We start from the raw sequence: 20,094 nt of genomic DNA, 5'->3' as shown, positions 1-20,094 counted from the left end.
CATGAGTATCGCGACGCACGACACGGCCGGCGCCCATTCGCACGACGACCACGCACATGGGGGTCATCCCGAGATCGGCTTTGTCCGTAAATATATCTTCTCGACCGACCACAAGGTCATCGGCATTCAGTTTTTGATTACCACATTACTGATGCTGATGGTTGGGGGTGCGCTAGCACTGGCGGTCCGCTGGCAACTGGCGTTTCCATGGCAATGGATGCCGATCGCCGGCGACCTGGAAGTCTTCAAAGATCAAGGGGGGATCATCTCTCCCGAGTTTTATACGATGCTCTTCACCATGCACGCTACGGTGATGATCTTTTTGGTCATCATTCCTGTGCTGGCAGGAGCGTTTGGTAACTTTTTGATTCCGCTACAAATCGGCGCCGATGATATGGCGTTTCCGACGCTGAACATGCTCAGCTATTGGTTCATGTGGCCAGCGATCGCCCTGTTTGGCTTGAGCTTTGTGATCGGCGGTGTCACGGCCGGCCCCGCTGCGGGCTGGACTTCCTATCCGGTCCTTTCAGCCATCGCCTCGGCTGCCCCTGGTTCCGGCTCATCCCAGACGGTTTGGTTGTTGGCCGTCACCTGCGTGGGTGTTTCCTCCATGATGGGTTCGGTCAACTACATGACCACGATCATCAACATGCGAGCTCCGGGAATGACCTTGTTCCGCATGCCGATGACGATTTGGGGAATGTTCATCACGGCCATCCTGCAATCTTTTGCTCTGCCAGTATTGACGGCTGCGGGTTTCATGGTGCTGTGTGACCGGACATTGGGAACCTGCTTTTTTGTGCCAGCTGGACTGGTCGTGAACAATGCTGATCCCACAATTGGTGGTGGTCAGCCGCTGTTGTGGCAACACCTGTTTTGGTTCTATTCGCACCCGGCTGTGTACATCATGCTGCTGCCGGCCATGGGCATGGTTTCGGATATGCTGTGTGCATTCGCCCGCAAACCATTGTTTGGTTACAAGCCGATGGTGTATTCACTGGCGGCGATTGCCGGACTGGGCTTTATTGTGTGGGGCCACCACATGTTTACCTCCGGCATGAATCCTGCGTTGGGCATGACGTTCATGGTTTCGACGATGATGATCGCCCTCCCCTCGGCGGTGAAAACCTTCAACTGGATTGGCACGCTGTGGGGTGGCAATCTGATCTTCACGACACCGATGTTGAATTCGGTGGCATTCATCTCGATGTTCATCGTCGGCGGCTTGAGCGGAATTTTCATGGCAGCGGTGCCGGTCGACCTGTACATTCACGACAGTTATTTCATCGTGGCTCACTTCCATTACGTCTTGTTTGGAGCCACGTTGTTCGGTGTGTTCGGTGGGATTCACTTTTGGTTCCCCAAAATGTTCGGCCGCATGATGAACGACAATGTGGGCAAACTGCACTTTGTGTTGACGTTCATCGGATTCAACGGCACGTTTTTCACCATGCACCTGTTGGGTGTGGCCGGAATGCCGCGTCGATTGGCCGATCCGTTTAACTACCCCTACTTGGAACACCTGTTGCCGTTGAATCAGTTCATGACCTATTCAGCCATGCTGATGGGATTCGCGCAATTCCTGTTGCTGGGCAACTTCTTCTACAGCATGTTCTGGGGTCCGAAATGTGGCCGCAATCCTTGGAATGCCAACGGGCTGGAATGGGATGCTCCGTCACCCCCGCCGCATGGCAACTTTGATTCGATTCCGATCGTCTATCGCGGACCGTACGAGTACTCCTCGCCGCTCACCGACAAGGATTACTTGCCGCAGACGGAATACATTCCGCCGCGTCCGCAGCCCGGAACCACTTAGACCGATTCGACCGCCGTATACGAACCTACTGTTTGCAATATAGAACCGCGACAACCAAATCCTCACAGCACCATGAAACCAACCGTCTATCAACCCTGGGTCTTTCGATTCGCCGTGTTTACGGCGTGCGTGGCCCTGTTGCCGATTGTGATGGGCGGGTTGGTGACCACGATGAAAGCCGGCATGGCGTTCGCCGATTGGCCTTCGTCGGATGGGCACGGCATGTTTGCCTATCCTTGGCTGCAATCGGCCGGGGACAAATTCTTCGAACATGGACACCGCTTAGCGGGGATGTTGATCGGCTTTGTGAGCATCGTGCTGGCGGCAATCCTGTGGGTGTGTGAAAAACGCACCTGGGTCCGTTGGTGCGGAGTGGCTGTGCTGTTGTGTGTGATTGCTCAAGGCCTGTTGGGTGGCCAACGCGTGTTGCTGGACCAACTCGGACTAGCATTTTTACACGGTGGATTCGCGAATTTGGTCTTTGCATTTATGGCAGCGGTAGCGCTGTTCACCAGTCGTGGTTGGCTGAACGCCGCGGAAAAGACCGTCCCGAATAACATTCACCGCATTCGCACCTTTGCAGCGGCCAGTACGGCTGTGTTATTTGTCCAATACATTCTGGGCGGGCTGCTGCGGCATCTGGGTTGGTGGCCGCATCAACACCTGGGTTTCGCTGTGGTGGTCTTCGTCGTGGTCTCGATGACCGTCTGGGTCGCACGGACCGACAAACAGCCTTGGATTTGGAAACCGGCCCACTGGCTGGCATTGATGTTAGTCGCGCAAATCGCCTTGGGCCTGGGAGCCTGGGTAACGAAATTTGGCTTTGGCAACTATTTGGTTGTCGAGGGCTCACTGTCACAAGTGATCTTTCGCACAGCGCATTTCGTCCTCGGTTTGCTGACGTTCATGGTTTCGGTGAATCTTCTGCTCCGTGCCGCACGCCTTTGTGCGGTGAACGACGGTTCGCGGAACAACGCACCGGTTATGGAAAACTCCTTTGTTTCGCCCAATCAATTCAGTTTGCAAGGAGGCGCCCGATGAGAAGCTCCACCGCTCAAGCTTCGACCTATGCCTCCACGGAGACAGTCGCAATTCCGTTACGCCGTCACTGGACCGATCGGATTGCGGATTATGTCGAAATCTCCAAACCGCGGATTTCATTTTTTGTGTTGATCTCCGTCGCTGCCGGATTCTTACTGGGCGGCAGCGGTGAGTTTCAAGTCTGGACCCTCGCGAATGCGTTGCTGGGAATCGCCCTGGTGGCGACCGGTTCCAGCGCATTGAATCAGTACTACGAGCGGGACACCGATGCCCGTATGGAACGGACGAATTCCCGCCCCATTCCCTCAGGACGCTTGTCCGCAGGTGAAGTTTTGACCATGGGGCTGGTCAGTGGAATCGTAGGTTGCGTTTATTTAGCACTGTTCGTCAATCTGCTGACCGCCGCGTTGGCAGCAGCGACCTACTTAGCCTACACGCTGATTTATACGCCACTGAAACGCATCTCGACGGTCAACACGGCTGTGGGAGCGGTGCCGGGCGCCTTGCCGCCGGTGCTGGGTTGGACGGCTGCCGGGGGAAGTTTAGATTTCAACGCATTCATGATGTTTTCGATTTTGTATTTATGGCAATTCCCGCATTTCATGGCGATTGCCTGGTTGTACCGCGATGATTATCGTCGCGCCGGATTGAAGATGATTCCCGCAGTCGAAGACCGCAAACAGGTCACGGGTTTTGTAGCAGTGGGCTACGCCTTGGCGCTGTTGCCGGTCAGTCTGTTGCCGGGACAAATGGGACTGGCGGGTGATATTTACTTTGTAGTCGCCTTGGTTTTTGGTGTGATTTATCTCTGGACGGCCGTTCGATTCTGCAAAACCGAATCGGTCCACACCGCCCGGCAGTTGCTACTGGCTTCGCTGGCATATTTGCCGGCCGTTTGGTTGGCGATGGTGGGAGAACACCTGCATTTGTTGAATTAAGAGAACGGTGCTTCCACGACTTTGGTAGCACACATTTGCCGTCCCTACATCGTGTTTGTTCAACGCAATATTTTTGAGAAACCGTAGGGGTTTTTGGAAACAGTTCAGAACGGTTTAGAAGAAGAACTCATGTCGCATCAATCCGGACACCCACCACTGAAGATGGGGATCGACATTCCTAATGGAAAATTGGGGATGTGGTTGTTTCTGGGTACGGAAATCATGTTTTTCACGGCCTTCATCGGCAGCTACATCGTACTGCGGATTGGATCCCAAGGCTGGCCCGAAGACGCAAGCGTTACGCACATTCGCATTTGGGCGGGGGGTACGAATACGTTTGTGCTGATCTGTTCCAGTGTGGCGGTCGTGTTCGCCCTGGAAGGCATGCGGAGCAAGGATTTCCAACTCGCCCGCAAATGGTTGTTCGTCACCTTAATGCTTTCGTTCGTGTTTTTGGGCATTAAAAGCTACGAATACTACGGAAAATTCGACCACAACATCCTGCCGGGACGAATCCCCGAAACCGAAAGCCAGGCCTTGGCCTTCACCGCTCGCGACCTCCGCGCTGCTACGGGAATTGTTCCCCAAACAGAAAAGCTTAAGCGGTTGGAAACGCAAATGGCTGAGTTGCAAAAGAAGGGACGTAGCACCGAGGCAGTCCAGAAACGCATTGATGCACAACAAAAAGTGGTCGATGAGATCACTCCGATCGCGAACAAAGTCGTGGCGATCAACGACCGCGTGAAGGCAGGCACCATCGAACTCGGACTGGCTGCGGAGCATGGCGAAGATGCGCCACAAGGGCATTCCGCTGCTGAGACCTCGACCACTGAAAAACCGGCCGCTGAGCATCCTGCCGAAGAAGCGGGTCAATCGACCATGGTGACCGAAGTGGCCCGGCTCCAAAAAGAAAACCCAGACGTGTTTGGTTCGGTTCAAGTGCCACACCCGATTCAGTATGGCAACCTGTTCGCATCCTGTTATTTCATCATGACCGGTTTTCATGCGATCCACGTGTTGGTCGGTATGTTCATGTTTGTTTTGTTGTTGTCTTACGGCAGCAAGCTCAGCTCGCAACATGAAGTGTTTGTCGAGAACGCGGGGCTGTACTGGCACTTTGTCGACTTGGTCTGGATCTTCTTGTTCCCGCTGCTTTATATTATCTAGCCTTTCAGTCGCAAATTTATTGACGACATCAAAATGGACACCTGGGCGGATCATGGCGATCTTCGCCTCTGCTGTCGAAAGAAATCAAAGTTATGACCGACGAACATAATGACCATCCTCACGTCCCCTACTGGCGGATTTTTGGTTACCTGTGCATCTTCACGGTCGCATCGGTGATCGCCGACGTTATGGATCTCAGGAAAATGTACAACTTGACTGTGCTCGCCGCTGTGGTGTTGATCATTGCCTGCTTCAAGGCGTCGTACGTGATGCGGTATTTCATGCACCTGAAATTCGAAAGGGGTTGGAAGTACATCATCCTGCTTCCCACCGTGGTGCTGGCATTGGCGATTCCGTTTGCGCTGGCCTCGGATATCGGCATTCACTACTACGATGTCGAGGTGCCGCAGCAAAACACGCTGCTGGAAAAAGAAATCGAGCAGATCGCCAAAGAAAAAGCTGAAGCGGAGCACCATCACGGCGACGAACCAGCGGAGCATGGCGGCGGTCACTGATGTCGCATCACCCGGCGGTTGAGATCCACGGATTGGCCCATCGGTATGGAGACCACGCGGCGTTAAGCGACGTTTCGTTTTCCGTGGCTGAACGCGAGATCTTTGGCTTGCTCGGCCCCAATGGCGGCGGCAAGACCACGCTGTTTCGTCTGCTCTCCACATTGCTGCCGATTCAAACCGGCACCGTGAATATCTTAGGCGCCGACGTCGCCACACGGCAAAGCGAAGTTCGCACGCAAATCGGTGTGGTCTTCCAATCTCCCAGCCTCGACCGCATGCTCACTGTCAGCGAAAACCTGAAACATCAGGGGCACTTGTACGGACTGCGCGGGTCGGAGTTGCGGCAACGGATTGAACTGCTCTTAGAACGACTGGGCATCGCCAACCGCGCGCGGGACCGTATTGCCTCACTATCGGGAGGCTTGCAACGTCGTGTGGAAATCGCCAAGGGACTGTTGCATCGCCCGCGGTTATTGCTGCTCGACGAACCGAGTACCGGACTCGACCCAGGGGCCCGCGACGATTTGTGGCGGTATCTACGGGACTTGCGGGACAGCGACGGCGTGACGGCGGTTGTGACGACGCATCTGATGGAAGAAGCCGAGCATTGTGACCGCTTGGCAATTCTGGACGAAGGTCGCTTGGTCGCCACCGGACCGCCGGCTGAATTGCGGGCGCATGTTGGCGGCGATTGCATCACGATTACATCCGCTGTACCGGCCGCGCTGGCAGAAACCATTACGGCGCGGTTCGACCTGGATGCCACCGTCGTGGGCGGCAATGTGCGGATCGAACGGAGCGGCGGACATGAATTGGTGCGGGAATTGGTCGAGGCCTTTCCGGCAGAGATCAACACCATCACGTTGGGCAAACCGACGCTGCAGGATGCGTTTATTCACCTGACAGGACATCAATTTTGGGCCAAGGAGGAGGCATGAGTACATCGACTGAGGCGGTCGCCCCCTCCCCTGCTTCGCCCACGATCAATGCGCAGCCGCGCGGGAACTTTTGGCTGCCGATCCTCACGTTGACGCAACGGGAATTGGTCCGGTTTTTTCGGCAGCGTACACGTGTGATCGGTGCGCTGGTGCAGCCACTCCTATTTTGGATACTGTTCGGAGCGGGCCTGAAAGGCTCCTTCCAACCGCCGCGTTGGGCGACTTGGGAGATGAGTTATCAGGAATACTTTTTCCCAGGCATCGCCGTGATGATTGCGATGTTCACCGCGATCTTTTCCACGATCTCCATCATCGAAGACCGTCGCGAAGGTTTTCTGCAAGGAGTGCTTGTCGCTCCGATTTCGCGACTATCATTGGTATTAGGCAAACTGTGTGGCGGAACGGTGTTGGCAGTGTTGCAAGCGGCGCTGTTTTTGTTGTTGGCGCCGACGATGGGAATCGACTTGTCGCCCACTGCGGCGATTTGCACGCTGGCCTGGTTGACGTTGTTATCGTTTACGCTCACGGCGCTGGGATTTGTTATCGCCTGGCCGATGGAATCGACGCAGGGGTTTCATGCGATCATGAGCGTGTTTTTAATGCCGATGTGGTTGCTGTCGGGCGCATTTTTTCCCGCCGGCGAATCGGGTTGGCTCTCCTGGATCATCGCTGCCAATCCGCTGACCTACGGCATGGCTGGACTGCGACGGCTGTTGTACTTCAATCGTGAGATTCCCACAGGCAACGGGCTGCCGGGTCTCGGGATATCACTGGCCGTTACCTGTTTATTTTGTTGTGTCTGCGTGGGGCTGTCGGTTTATTTGGCAAGTCGTCGGGTCTCTAAGGATGCCCGGTGATTGGTTTACGAATTTTCGAGAAACGTACGGTTTTGCCATGATTTTTGCTCATCAACATACGGTTCGCGGGATGGCGAAGTTCCGCCGGTCGCTGTGGCTGGGACTGACGGCTGCGATGATGGTCTGTGCTTCGATGCCCCGCGCCGGTGCGCAAGATGTCGATGTGGAAGTCATCGTTCCCGAATCTCCAGGCGACGAAGAAACGATCGTCGAAGACTTTACGTTCACCGAGCGGAGCGGCCGGACTGTGACGCGGGCGGATCTGTTGGGAAAACCGTGGCTGGCTTGTTTTGTGTTCACGCGCTGTGCCTCAACCTGCCCCAAGGTGACGGCGGCGATGTCCGAGTTGAGCCATGCATTGAAAGACAAGGACGTGCAGTTGGTCACGATCACCGTCGACCCCGACCACGATACGCCCGAGGTACTCTCCCGATACGCTGAACAATTCCGCGCCGACCCCGACCGCTGGTGGTTCGTCACAGGGGATAAAGCGGATACGTTTCATCTGCTGCATCACAGTTTCGGTGTTGCCGCAGCGGACAATCCTAACCCGAATGCTCTACCCGGCAACCAAGTGATCCACAGCAACAACATCATGCACGTCAATGCCGAGGGAGAAGTGGTCGGCAAATACAACGCCGTCGTGCCCGACGATGTCGTTGCGTTGCGCCGCGTGCTGGTCAACGGCATGGAAACACCGGAAAAGCATCGTTTCGTCAAACCGAAGCCGGGGATTCGGATTGGCGAAGAACCGATGGCGGAGGATTTGGCGACAACCAAGCCCCCCGCGGCGGAACCGTCAGAGGAGCCGGTAGCGGATCTGGAGGACGCGGTGGCCGATGTCCCCGAGTGGGTCAAATCGCTGCCGGAAGTAAATGCCAGCCTCAACAGCTTGGCAACAATCCTGCTGTTATTGGGTTACGGTCTGATTCGTGCCCGAAAAATCACCGCTCATCGCAACGTGATGCTCGCGGCGTTTAGCGTCTCGGTCGCCTTTTTGACCTGTTATCTGATTTACCATTACCACCATCTTTCCAAACCGTTTGGAGGGACCGGCTCGATCCGAATGGTCTATTTCGCGATCTTGATCACGCATATAATTCTCGCCGTCCCGGTCCCGTTTCTTGCGGGAGTCACCATTTACCGTGGATTGGCTGGACAGGTTGAAAAACACCGCCGCATTGCAAAGATCACCTTCCCGATTTGGCTTTACGTCTCGATCACCGGCGTGATAATATATGTTATGCTGTACCAATGGCCGGTTTGATTTTTCCGGTCGTTTATTGAGAAAGAGAATCCCATGTTCCGCAAACTATCATTCATCGGCCTGTTCGTTCTGGCTGCGCTGTTCGCTGGTCCCGTCGTCGAGTCCGCCCAAGCTTGCCCCAATTGCAAGGAAGGGATCAAAACCGACAACCAAATGCCGCGTGCCTACCAGTACAGCATCATCTTCATGCTGACCGTCCCGGCGACGATCTTCACGGGATTCAGCTACACGTTCTACCGCCTCAGCCAACAAAACGCCGCCAAGCAACAAAGCCTGGATCCGGAAGTTTTGGCGCAGTACGACGAGCGCGTCATCACCGCCCTGAAGCAGAACGACCAAGAATAGCTCCCCAGACTGGTACCCGCTGCCCGTAGGGTGCGTCGCGACGCACCTTTGCGGGTAGGGCGATCGGTATCCGAATCTAATACGGCGGTAAAAGGCGACGGAAACCATGTACGAGCACAACCGCCGCGAAGAATAGATTTCGCAAGAAATGCCCGGGCCAGTTGTGCGGTCGAGGGCGCACCATTTCGCCCGTGCCTTGTTGTTTTGCTTGCTGATTGAGTCGCTCGGCCAATTGTCGCATCCAAGCGATCGAGCAAGGCCACTCGATGATGCCGTCCAGCCAATCCTGCGGGATGCCCTTGCTACCAACGGTTGCTCCGGCCAGCGCGCCGACGATTCCCGCAACCGTATCGGTATCGCCTCCCAAGCGAATGGATTGTTCCACGCTTGCGCGAAAATCGCCACGGTGCCGTAGCCAACAAAACAATGCGATGGGCACCGTGTGATAAATGTAACCGGTGACGCCCCGATCCAGTCCCAGATCCCGCGCGAATTCCGCCGCTGTCGAATTGCGAGCGAGATGTTCGGCAACTTGATCCAGCAGGCTCAACAGTTCGGCGTCGTCAATAACCGCACGAATACTCTGGATCGGCTCGTCGGGCTGATCGATCGTCCCTCCACAGCGCGCTGCACAGGCAGCTGCGACGGCAATTGCCAAAGCTCCTTGTTCGGCGCGCGGGTCATTGTGCGTGATGCGTGTGGAGGCGCGGACGAATTCCACCATTACGTCGGGAGTCGCTTCCAGACAAACGCCCAAGATTGGTGCCCGCATTGCCGGCCCATTACCAGCAGACCTGACTCCGCTCCGACTGGCGGGAATCCCAATCCACAATTTGAGGATGGCTTTGAGCGTCCCCATACCGATACCCGCCGGCAATCCCAACAGCCACCAACGCAGACGCCAAGCCAAGCAGCGGCGAAACCGGGGGACGTCCCCCTGTGAGGCCAACCACGCCTGTGCCGTCATGCAGGTGTGTTCCGTATCATCGCTGACCATGCCGTAGCCGAAGAAAAACCGATGCCGCAATTCGTCCGTGCCGAACATTCGCTCCGCGCGGCGTGCGGAAAGCCCTTCGCGGGGAAGCCCCAACGCGTCTCCCACGGCCATGCCTAGGAGAGTTCCCTCAATGGCAACAGATCGGAGCGTCACTTGTTGTTGCTGCACGAACCCGCCTCAACTTCATGAAGATGCAACCTTGTAACGACAGATCAAGCCTTGCTGAACTGCTCGGTGAACGGATTGATGAAGCGTCCGTTGTCAGTACCATCAAGCACGGCGAATACGACCCGTTGAAAGCACCCTGGAAACAGGTTGTGGGCTGTTAGCGCTTCGTGAAACCACGCAGCGACGTCGCGCGGCTGATTCCGAAACACTCCACAGCCCCAAGCCCCTAATACGAGCGCGGTCTGTTTTTGTTCGGCAGCCACGGCCAGTACTTTTTCAATACGCCGCCGCATGACAGGTTCGATTTGAGAACTGCGCTGCGGCTCATTTTTCATGACCGCTCCGGCATTCACGGCAGGTGCAGTGATAATGGAGGTCAGATAGGGTGCCGCCAGCAAACGATCGTCATCGCCGCGAAATACCGGGACATTGGGGGAATAGATGACATGATCCGTATAGAGCGCCGTTCCACAACGTCGGTTAGACTCGTAATAGGTCGCAGCATCGCGAATGCAAGCGTACAGCCCACTCGCCCGCGCAAGGCATTCTTCTTGCGCTTGCGCGCCCTTGAGGAAACCGCCGCCGGGATTCTTCGCTGAGGCAAAATTCAGACAAGCGACACGTTCGGCTGGATGATCCAACAACAATCGCTGCGCAGCGGCAAAAGTTGTTGTATTGAGGACCGAATACTTTGTTCCTTCAGACGCAGGCAAGTCGTCGGCGGACGCTTGTCGGCGTGCGAGAAGCTCATCGCCATCCTCTGGTAAATAGACCACGGTTCCATCAACTGCTGCACGTAATGAGGACTCAATGGAAATCTCGTCTCCATCGGGACCGCGATATGTCCCACGACTTAAGATATCGATCGTCTCATTCGCGATTGAAGCTCTGTGGCTGCGCCCCGCCATAATGACCTTCTGAGCGTTGGAAAAGTAGCAACTGCTAATCGTCAAGCTATTCTAAACACGTAACACCACCAGGACCAAGTTTTTTCGAAAAATTGTGCACTCCGTTGCGGTGGGGTGCGCCGCCGACAGGTCCTACTATTTTTCGCCCATATCGATTGCGTGTGAAGCGGTTTCGATTTTGTCTGAAAAGTTACGCAGGCCGAGGACCATGACAAACCCTACCGCCATGATGGCTGCAGCGACGGCGTAGGGGAAGAACATGTCGTCGAGAAAGAGTGAGATGCCGAGCCAGGGGCCGAAGATGCGGGCCAGTGCGGAGAGGCTTTGGCCCAGGCCTAAGATTCCCCCCTGCTCTGAGGCGGACGTGCCTCGCGAGAGCAACGACTGCAGCGACGGGGTGAGTGCCGAAAATCCCACAACGCTTACCGGCAGCACGGCAAACAGCATGCCGGTCGAACCTTGTTGCCCAGCCAGGCCGACCAACAGCAGACCGACGGTCATCAGGATAGCGCCGGCAACGCTCATGCGATATTCGCCCATCCGCGGTAACAAGCGACGGACTAAAACACCCTGTGCGATGGTGAGCACCAAGCCAACATAGGCGAAAATCCAAAAGTTGCTGCGCGGCGACATGCCCAGGTTTCTCGTCAGTAGTGACAAGGTCGATTCAAATTGGGCGAATGCAAACGTGGTGATAAAAATCGCCAGCAAAATCATGCTGATCTTGGGCTGAGTTAAGGCGTGTCTCAAACTGGAGCGGTCGAACCAGTGATGCCGGGTCGTTGTATTGCCGGGCTCAAGTGACTCTTTGAGAAAAAAGATCGCCGACAACAGTGCCAAGCCCGACATCACCGCAGCAACATATCCCGGCGCCGCACTGGGCGGAGCGTCGACTTGATCGGAAACAAACCCGGCGCCAATCAAGGGACCGAACGTAAAACCAATTCCAAACGCGGCTCCGATCAGGGCCATCCCGCGCGCGCGTTGTTCCGGACCGGTGACGTCAGCGATGTAGGCCTGGGCGGTGGGAATTGTCGCCCCAGCGATCCCCGCGCCGATTCGCGAGATGAACAACCAAGCCAGCACGCCCAGCCCGAGCAGCGTATCGTCTTTTCCCAACGACGTGGCATAGCCGAACATGAAATACGATATCGTCGATCCGGCCAGTCCCACGATCAAAACCGGGCGACGTCCGATGCGATCGGAGAGGCGGCCCCAGGCGGGGGCGAACAGAAATTGCATCGCCGAAAACGATGCCATCAACGGACCGAGCAGATGGTCCGCTTCAAAAAACTTGCCGTAACGAGGCAACAACGGCAGCACAATCCCAAAGCCCAACAGGTCGATAAAGACTGTGACAAAAATGACACCCAGAGATGCCTTGGAGTGTTTCGACAACGTTTCGCCTCGTGCGACAGAGATCTTTATTGAACCACGGAGGCACGGAGGACACTGAGAAGGAAAAAGGCTGTAGGCTTTAGACCTTAGACTGTAGGACTTACGTTGGCAGCCCAATCCTAAAGCCTACGGTCTAGAGCCTACAGTCTTGAAAACTCCGTGTGCTCCGTGCCTCCGTGGTGAATTTTAAATAACAGCAGGCAATCCTAGCCGCCTACGTACCAGACCGCTAGCCAGCATAGCAGGGGAAAGATGACGACGATCAGGATCACGGTGGTGATCGTTGAGCGGGGATTGTCGGGCCAGCGTGCCATGGAATTCGAACAGTCCAGCGGGTGAAAGCAAACGGACCGGGATACCAACGGCGATATCCCGGTCCTATAGGCCATAAACGTATTTTTGATTAGCCGATGATGTCCGGATCGGTTTCCGGCACGGCGTCGCTATTGGGATCGAACCATTCGTCTTTGAAGACGATCCGCTTTTTGTGTTTCATCGCCAAGTTGGCCGTGAGGGCCATAATCGCGTCTTGCATGGCAACCACGCCGTTACAACGCAGTCCCCCTTCTTCACGCGGCTTGTTGATGTTGTTGCGGACACAATAGGCGAAGTGTTCCATCTCTTCGGTGTAACCGCGGCTCACCTCGCCAATGTCGGCCGTCGCCGCTTTGGCGCTGGGGGCTAGGCTGGCACTGGCATCCATGACCGGTCCGCCCCCTTTGTTGAGGACTTGCAGTCGCTGCTCTGCTCCACCACCGCCGGTCGCTCCACCCGCTTCTTTGAACAGCATGACGTCTTGTTCCAACTCCACGATCATCGTGCCGCGGCTGCCGAAGATGGTTTCACCATACGGCTCCATGCGATTCGTGTTGATCGAGGAATAGGTCACAATCACGACGTCGTTTTGGTCTTCGGCGTAGTTCGGTCCGGGGAACTCGAAGGTGACGTAGACGTGATCATCGATCTCGCGATTGTCCTCCTGCTTATCCTTCGAACCGACCCCTTTGACACCGTAGAAATTACGTCCGCCATAACCCTGCACGGCGATCGGTCGCACCTTGCCCAGAAAAATGCTCGCAGCATCCAACTGGTGGCTGCCCAATTCGGCCATCAAACCGCCACCGGTGCTGTTGTACAACCGCCAACGACACAGCTCTTCGACCGAATCGTAACCATATTTGGTTACCGTTTCCTTCAACTCGACTTCGTCTTCGCTGGGAATCGGTTTGTGCCAGCTATCTTTGTTGGGAAAGCTGTTGTTGCGATGCCATTGGGCGCGGATGAATTTGATGTCACCCAACAATCCTTCTTTGATCAGCTCATAGGCATTTTCATAGAGCACGTTGTAATGCCGTTGATGGCCGACCGCGTAGAGCAAACCTTTTTCATTAGCTTTGCGAATCAGGTTTTTGCACTCGGTAATGTTGTGCGCCATCAGCTTTTCGCTGAGCACGTGCTTACCGGCCTCGAGTGCAGCGATGGCCAGTGGCTCGTGCTGGTTCAGCGGAACGGCAATCACGACCGCTTCGACGTCCGGATCGGCTAGCAATTCGGTATGGTCGTTGTAGACCTTGATCGATTCGCATTTTTCGCGGCCCAGTTTTTTGTACAGGCCGACGCGGTGATCGTTTCCGTCACCGGTGAAGGCCCGTTTGCGGTTGCTGGGACGAATGTCGGCGATGGCGACGATGTCCATGTATTCCGGGGGATGTTGCGTGAGCAGTACGCTCCCCTCGTCACCGGTGCCGATGAATCCGACTTTGACCCGATCAGCGCCAGAGAGTTCATCGTAGCCGTAGACGGCCGCTCCGAGGCCCATGCCGGTGATGGCCGCCGCTTTGATGGCGTCGCGACGTGTGAGTCCTGCGTCATCGCCCGATTTTTTGGCTTTTTCTTTTTGCAACAACTGCACGTCGGCCGAGGCTTCGTGAAAATTGTCCTTGCCGATCTGTTTCTCTTCAGGAGTCATTTGCATGACTAAACCTCACATTAAAAAGCGGTATCAACCGGGAAATTGCGATTCGAGTACTACTGTACGTACGTCAAACAAAGGGAAATTGACGGCGCAAACTTAGTCTTTCTTGCGGAGAATCACGCGGCGAAAGAACCCATCCACACCAAACCAACGTCCCGTTGGTAGACTAGCCAAAGCTAAACAGGCGATGACTTCGATTAGGTTTTTATTGACAATCAAACTATGTTCCGGCCCGGGAGCGGGTGGGACACCCGGTAGGGGCGGCATTGCGAAGTAGAACGACAACAACAGCAACGCAGCCCCGAAAGCCGACACACGGCTAAATAGGCCCAAAATCAGCAACGCGCCCAAGATCAACAACGCCCAGATGGTGCGCTGATTGGTCACATCGGTCTTTGTGACTTGCATGGGAACGCCACCACTGGTGAGTTGTTCCGGAGTGAGCATTTCCTCCCCATAGCGCATCAGTTCCGCCGTCCAGGCATTGACCGGGCCGACCAGTTCGCCCCGTTTTTGTTGGAGTTCGGTCCACTGCTTGGAGAGGTGCTCCTGCGCGAAATCCGGGGCCCCGTTTTCGGTCACATTTTTGAGTTTCTCTTCATACCGCGCCAAGGCATGGCGGTAGAGTTCAATATCACCCGGACGATGTTCGTCGAGTGTGCCGACCACATCGGGATAAAGCTTCTTTTGATTCTCTTCGGTAATGGTCACGCCGGCGCGGTCTTTGTCCCACAGCAACGAGACCTCGAGTTGTTCTTTCAGGCTCAACCGACTGCAGACCAACCCCAGTTCTTTGACCGATTTTTGGTAAGCCTTCGCCAGATCGTTTGCCGGTTTTTCTTCTTCAGTCGGATCCTCTTTGACCTCCACCAAGGCCAACAGTTTGTTGACTTCCCGGGGCAGTAACCGCCGCGTGGTGACGAGCCGCTTTTTCTCGGGATCGTAGGTCACGAACTTGTAAGTCGCCGTCACATCGACGCCGGGAGGCAATTCGGCCAAATTCCGTGTCCATTGTTGCGGCTCGGGGCCGTTGAGGAACACGTGTAGTTTTTTCTTATCGCCTTCGCTCAGATCGGAATGTTTGGCGACGAACCGTTTTTCCCAATCGTCCCACATAGCGGCGACTTTGTCGTAATCCAGTTTTTCTAAGTCATCCGGATCGTGGACGAGACTGCGATAGTGGTCGCGAAACGGGCCTTTGGCGTTTTTCAAATAGCCTGCGGCGGACCACGGTTTTCCCGTGAATTGCGATTTGTACTTGTACATTCCCTCGTACAGGAATTGCCAACCGATGGCGACGCGCAATATCACGAGGAACAGGCAGGCGAAGAATGTGACTTTACGGATTTGGGATGCGGACACGCTCAGTTTACCTTCTGCTATGAAAATCGGCTCGGAATCCGGTTCAGTTCGCGACCTCGGTCGGCCACCGGCATGTGATTCACCATGCAATTTATGCGGACGAAGCTGACGGAACGCGAAACGCTCCGTAGTCTCGGACGATGTCAGGCGGGATTATCTTCTGGGGTGAGAAACAGGATGTCATCGTCCATGCCGATATTGACCGGCTCCAGACGGCGGCCATGGGCCGGCGGGGGAATCAGTAAAGCACTGACACCAGTCTCATTATGGCAATATTGGGCGGCCTTTTCGAGTCCGACAACGAAAAATGCCGTCGAAAGTGCGTCCGCCAGGGCCGCTGTGGGGGCTAAAACCGTCACAGAAAGCATAGATTCCACCGGCCACCCACTCCGAGGGTCCAGAATATGGCCGTAGCGCTTCCCTCTGTGCCGAAAATACTGGACACCTGATCCACTACTCGACATTCCGCAATCTTTGAGCAAAATTGTCCCCAAACGTTGATCAGGAAACAGCGGATTGCGAATTCCCACCGGCCACCCCCCTAGCCCGCCATGAGATCCGCGGGCCAACAGGCTGCTATGACCGCCGTGGAACAACCAATCGTCGACTCCATTTTCCGTGAGCACTTCTGCCGCCTTATCGAGGGCATATCCTTTGCCGATTGAGTTGAGATTCAACTCCACGCCCGGTTTGGAAAAGCGGACCGTTCGCTGCTCATCGTCGAAGCGCACATATTGCAATCCGACAATATCGAGCGCCACCTGAACTTCAGCCTCCGTCGGTGCGCGGCCTGCGGCTTTACACCGCCGCCACAAATCGACAATCGGACCGGCCGTCGGGTCGAACCCGCCTTCGGTTTGACGAGAAATGGTTTCCGCGCGCCGCAACAAGGCATACAACTCCGCTTCGACCTCGACCGGTTCGTCGGCAGCGCGGCGATTGAGCTGCGACAATTCACTGTGGTCACGATAAACGCTCATTTGATCTTCGAGAAGATCGATGACATCCAGAGCATCGGAAGCGGGACGGATTGCGCCCGGTTGGCCGGGGTTGAGGATCACATCAAAGTCACAGGCCATCGCCTGCTTGCCCAACTGCACGGTCTCGCTCGCGACGGGGGCTTGCCGCGCAGCAGCATCGACCAACTCGTCGGCGATACGTTCCCCGACCTGTTCCACCGAGCGTTGAACGGCGCGGCCGGTGAGAAAATCGCGTCGAGAACTTCCAGCAGCCTCATCTGACATCAGCGTTTGTCCCGAATGGTTTGCGGTGATAAATGTCCGCAGCAAATCATATCGGGAAAGACGAGCCCACGCCAAGGGGGGATGGGGTAGGTAGATCCGGTTTATGCAGTGCCTGCGTCTCCCGCACCTGCACACCGCCGACCCGAGATGTACTAATTTCGTTAGTCCCGTTTACGGGACTTTTCACGCGAAAAGCGTGTCATAGCCCCGTCGTTTACGGCGGGGTCGCAGGTAAGCACAATTCAGACATTGAGCCTCGTTTACGAGGCTTCTCGCTGGACCGGCTTGAGCCTTAAGACAGTCGGCTAAAGCCTCGGCAGCGAGAACCCCCGTGAAACGGGGGTAGATTTATAAGGAGAGCCAACGCCACACCCCGCCGTAAACGATGGGGCTAATACCGCTGCGCGGAGCGCCCGGTAAACCGGGCTTGATTGTCCGCAAATTTGAAATCCGATTATTACAATCCGCAACAAATCCCAATGTTCCAGGTCGCAAAGCGTTTCGGTCAATTGGATTTCGCTACCTTCATTGATTTCGGAGTTCGCGTTATGGCCCTAATTCATACACACCTTTCGGCGTTGCCTCTTATCTTAACCCTAAGCAGCGGGGCGGGCGGTTTCTTGGGGTGGGAGGGTGGTCGTTATGGGCTGGTCGAGAATACGATTGAGGACGTAATCGCTGCCGGTGTGCATCCAGGAGAGCAGCGGGTGATCGGCGGCCGGTGCGGGGGTTTCGAGAAGCTTGTCGAAATTCCAATCGGGTACCGAACAGGCGATCTTGGCTTCGTGCAGTTGGAACGCGTTGACGGTTTGTTCCCATTGACGAGGGATCGGTACAACGACGAGCGGTTTGCGGAGTAAAAAGGCCTCGATCGGTGTCGACAGACCGGCGGTCGTGATCACGCCCCGCGATGTGGCCATGTCCTCCAAAAACTGGCCGGGATTGGGGCGGCGGAACGACACGAACCGTTCCCCTTCGATAGCGCATTCGGGAGCGAAACCGTAGGCGATCACGCGTTGCCGGTTTTTGCGTGCCCAGGCGACGACATCGGCCGGCTGTGGTTGGAAGGAGGGTAGTCCGCTATAGAGCAAAACATGCTCGCCCATTTCCGGTCGGCGTTGTTTGGCTGCGGCGCGAATCAATGGCGGCACGCAGCGAAACGATGCCGGCTCGTAGTGGTAACCATATTTGCGATCGGCTCCGCAGGTGAACACGCGAATCACCGAACGGGTCATCTTACGGTCAAATCCACCCGCCGGGGGCATCGGCACATCGGGATCGAGCAACGAAACTTGTCGGCTGATGGAAACGACTTCGCACCCCGGTTCGACAAGCGGGCTGGCGGTCATCGGTTCAAAATCGCTGATCACCAGTTCGGGCTGAAATTCGCGGGCAATCCCACGGATCGCCCAAATCCCTTTGAACAATGTGGGCAGGCGGCGGCTCCATTGTTGGAAGGAGGCCAGGTAATCGGTCCGGCCGTTTTTTGCGACGTAGGAGATTCCGGGAAAATGTCGGTGCCAATTGAACTGGTAACAGCTCGTGGGGGGCGGACCGGAGGTGATCACGCGGACCTCGTGCCCGCGGGCTTCCAGCAAGGGAACCAAGACCGACGCTTTTGAGAGATGCCCGTTTCCCTGGGAGAACGCGCCATAAAGAATCCGCATTGCCGACGTGCTTTCCTGCTCGCGATTTCGGTCCGCGCAAGAAAATTCGAGCCGTGGCGGGTCACGCGGAACACCGTCACGGCTCGATTGATATCGTCGCAATGGGTGAAACAACTACACCCCAAGCCATAGGCCTGAGCACGTTGTTTCACGGAATTTGACTGGCTGGCATCTTAATACCGGTAGTAATCGGGCTTGTACGGTCCGTCGACCGGAATGCCGAGGTAGTCGGCCTGTTTTTGAGACAGCTTGGTGAGTTTGACACCCAACTTGTCGAGGTGCAGCCGGGCGACCTCTTCGTCGAGTTCCTTGGGCAGCATGTGCACGCCAACTTCGAAGTCGGCTTTCTCGTCCCACAGCGCCATTTGGGCCAAGACTTGGTTTGTGAAGCTGGCGGACATGACAAACGACGGGTGGCCGGTTGCGCATCCGAGATTCACCAACCGTCCGCGTGCCAGCACAATGATCGCTTTGCCGTCGGGATAGACGAACTTGTCGACCTGTGGCTTGATATTGACTTCTTCAATATCGTCGCGGCCTTCGAGGTAGGCGATCTCGATTTCTGAATCGAAGTGACCGATGTTGCAGACAATCGCTTCGTGCTTCATCGCATCCAGGTGTTCGCCGCGAATAATATCGCAGCAGCCGGTGGTGGTCACGAAGATGTCTCCCAGCGGAGCAGCTTCTTCCATCGTGACGACCTGATAACCTTCCATGGCAGCTTGCAGGGCGATGATGGGATCGATTTCGGTGACGATCACGCGGGCACCGAGTCCCTTCATCGCAGCGGCACAGCCTTTGCCGACGTCGCCGTAACCGCCGACAACAACCACCTTGCCGGCAATCATGATGTCGGTGGCGCGTTTGATGCCATCGGCCAGCGATTCGCGACAGCCGTAGAGGTTGTCGAATTTGCTTTTGGTCACCGAGTCGTTGACGTTGATCGCGGGAATTGGCAATTTGCCTTCTTCGTGCATCCGCTCCAGACGACGCACGCCGGTGGTGGTCTCTTCGCTGATGCCGCGAATGTCTTTGACCAATTCCGGGAACCGCTCCAGGACCATGGCGGTCAAGTCGCCGCCATCGTCAAGAATGATGTTCAGCGGTTGTCCATCGGGCCAGAAGATGGTTTGCTCGATGCACCAATCGAACTCTTCTTCACTCATGCCTTTCCAGGCAAAAACCGCGACGCCGGTTGCGGCGATGGCCGCGGCGGCGTGGTCTTGGGTCGAGAAGATGTTGCAACTGGACCAACGAACTTCGGCTCCCAGTGCGGTCAAGGTTTCGATCAGCACGGCGGTCTGAATGGTCATGTGCAGACAACCGGCGATGCGTGCCCCTTTGAGCGGTTGTGCAGCGCCGTATTTCTCCCGCAACGCCATCAAACCGGGCATTTCGGTTTCGGCGAGTTCGATTTCCTTACGGCCCCAATCGGCCAATTCCATGTCCGCAACTTTGTATGGCAGTGCCGCAGCGGTCGACATTTGTCTC

Annotated in this window: 17 protein-coding genes; 9 read left to right on the top strand and 8 right to left on the bottom strand. The window is 55.9% G+C overall.

Features of this window, described 5'->3' with window-relative positions:
* Position 1: 1 nt before the first annotated feature.
* The 9 genes from Mal52_RS10275 to Mal52_RS10235 all read left to right on the top strand — a co-directional run bounded on the left by Mal52_RS10275 (position 2) and on the right by Mal52_RS10235 (position 8,884).
* Positions 2 to 1,816 carry a cytochrome c oxidase subunit I gene (locus Mal52_RS10275; protein ID WP_145375928.1) on the top strand — a complete coding sequence of 605 codons (1,815 nt, stop codon included), beginning with the start codon at positions 2 to 4 and terminating at the stop codon, positions 1,814 to 1,816.
* Between the two features lie 72 nt (positions 1,817 to 1,888).
* A complete protein-coding gene (locus tag Mal52_RS10270) occupies positions 1,889 to 2,857 on the top strand; it encodes a COX15/CtaA family protein (RefSeq protein WP_145375926.1) in 969 nt (322 codons plus the stop codon).
* On the top strand, positions 2,854 to 3,795 hold the full coding sequence (gene cyoE / locus Mal52_RS10265; RefSeq protein WP_145375925.1) for a heme o synthase: 942 nt from the start codon (positions 2,854 to 2,856) through the stop codon (positions 3,793 to 3,795). The genes Mal52_RS10270 and cyoE overlap by 4 nt, the downstream gene beginning before the upstream one ends.
* Positions 3,796 to 3,924: 129 nt before the next feature.
* Positions 3,925 to 4,962, top strand: coding sequence for a cytochrome c oxidase subunit 3 (locus Mal52_RS29700; protein WP_197534801.1), 1,038 nt, complete (start codon positions 3,925 to 3,927; stop codon positions 4,960 to 4,962).
* A gap of 92 nt (positions 4,963 to 5,054) precedes the next feature.
* Positions 5,055 to 5,477, top strand: coding sequence for a cytochrome C oxidase subunit IV family protein (locus tag Mal52_RS10255; protein WP_145375923.1), 423 nt, complete (start codon positions 5,055 to 5,057; stop codon positions 5,475 to 5,477).
* On the top strand, positions 5,477 to 6,415 hold the full coding sequence (locus Mal52_RS10250) for an ABC transporter ATP-binding protein (protein ID WP_145375921.1): 939 nt from the start codon (positions 5,477 to 5,479) through the stop codon (positions 6,413 to 6,415). Before Mal52_RS10255 ends, Mal52_RS10250 begins: the two co-directional genes overlap by 1 nt.
* On the top strand, positions 6,412 to 7,272 hold the full coding sequence (locus Mal52_RS10245) for an ABC transporter permease (protein ID WP_145375919.1): 861 nt from the start codon (positions 6,412 to 6,414) through the stop codon (positions 7,270 to 7,272). The genes Mal52_RS10250 and Mal52_RS10245 overlap by 4 nt, the downstream gene beginning before the upstream one ends.
* A gap of 37 nt (positions 7,273 to 7,309) precedes the next feature.
* The gene (locus Mal52_RS10240) at positions 7,310 to 8,539 is read left to right on the top strand and encodes a DUF420 domain-containing protein (RefSeq protein WP_197534800.1); all 1,230 of its coding nucleotides are present in this window, start codon (positions 7,310 to 7,312) and stop codon (positions 8,537 to 8,539) included.
* 33 nt (positions 8,540 to 8,572) lie between these two features.
* A complete protein-coding gene (locus Mal52_RS10235) occupies positions 8,573 to 8,884 on the top strand; it encodes a hypothetical protein (protein WP_145375915.1) in 312 nt (103 codons plus the stop codon).
* A 76-nt stretch (positions 8,885 to 8,960) separates the two neighbouring features.
* On the opposite strand, the gene Mal52_RS10230 is transcribed toward Mal52_RS10235, so the two are convergent.
* The 8 genes from Mal52_RS10230 to ahcY form a co-directional block, all read right to left on the bottom strand.
* Complete coding sequence (locus tag Mal52_RS10230) at positions 8,961 to 10,034, bottom strand: ADP-ribosylglycohydrolase family protein (RefSeq protein WP_261343693.1); 1,074 nt, start codon at positions 10,032 to 10,034, stop codon at positions 8,961 to 8,963.
* Positions 10,035 to 10,093: 59 nt separating this feature from the next.
* Complete coding sequence (locus Mal52_RS10225) at positions 10,094 to 10,957, bottom strand: TIGR02452 family protein (RefSeq protein WP_145375912.1); 864 nt, start codon at positions 10,955 to 10,957, stop codon at positions 10,094 to 10,096.
* A gap of 135 nt (positions 10,958 to 11,092) precedes the next feature.
* Positions 11,093 to 12,355, bottom strand: a complete 1,263-nt coding sequence (locus tag Mal52_RS10220) for an MFS transporter (protein ID WP_145375910.1) — start codon at positions 12,353 to 12,355, stop codon at positions 11,093 to 11,095.
* 403 nt (positions 12,356 to 12,758) lie between these two features.
* A complete protein-coding gene (locus tag Mal52_RS10215) occupies positions 12,759 to 14,330 on the bottom strand; it encodes a Gfo/Idh/MocA family protein (protein ID WP_145375908.1) in 1,572 nt (523 codons plus the stop codon).
* A gap of 96 nt (positions 14,331 to 14,426) precedes the next feature.
* Positions 14,427 to 15,692, bottom strand: a complete 1,266-nt coding sequence (locus tag Mal52_RS10210; RefSeq protein ID WP_145375906.1) for a hypothetical protein — start codon at positions 15,690 to 15,692, stop codon at positions 14,427 to 14,429.
* 143 nt (positions 15,693 to 15,835) lie between these two features.
* Complete coding sequence (locus Mal52_RS10205; RefSeq protein ID WP_145375904.1) at positions 15,836 to 16,936, bottom strand: FAD:protein FMN transferase; 1,101 nt, start codon at positions 16,934 to 16,936, stop codon at positions 15,836 to 15,838.
* Positions 16,937 to 17,532: 596 nt separating this feature from the next.
* Positions 17,533 to 18,603, bottom strand: coding sequence for a glycosyltransferase family protein (locus Mal52_RS10200; RefSeq protein WP_145375902.1), 1,071 nt, complete (start codon positions 18,601 to 18,603; stop codon positions 17,533 to 17,535).
* A gap of 173 nt (positions 18,604 to 18,776) precedes the next feature.
* The gene (ahcY, locus tag Mal52_RS10195) at positions 18,777 to 20,087 is read right to left on the bottom strand and encodes an adenosylhomocysteinase (RefSeq protein WP_145375900.1); all 1,311 of its coding nucleotides are present in this window, start codon (positions 20,085 to 20,087) and stop codon (positions 18,777 to 18,779) included.
* Positions 20,088 to 20,094: the final 7 nt, after the last annotated feature.

This window comes from Symmachiella dynata (assembly GCF_007747995.1).
GTDB lineage: Bacteria > Planctomycetota > Planctomycetia > Planctomycetales > Planctomycetaceae > Symmachiella > Symmachiella dynata.
Note: the sequence above shows the minus strand (reverse complement) of the source record. Positions and strands in the feature narration are given on the sequence as shown.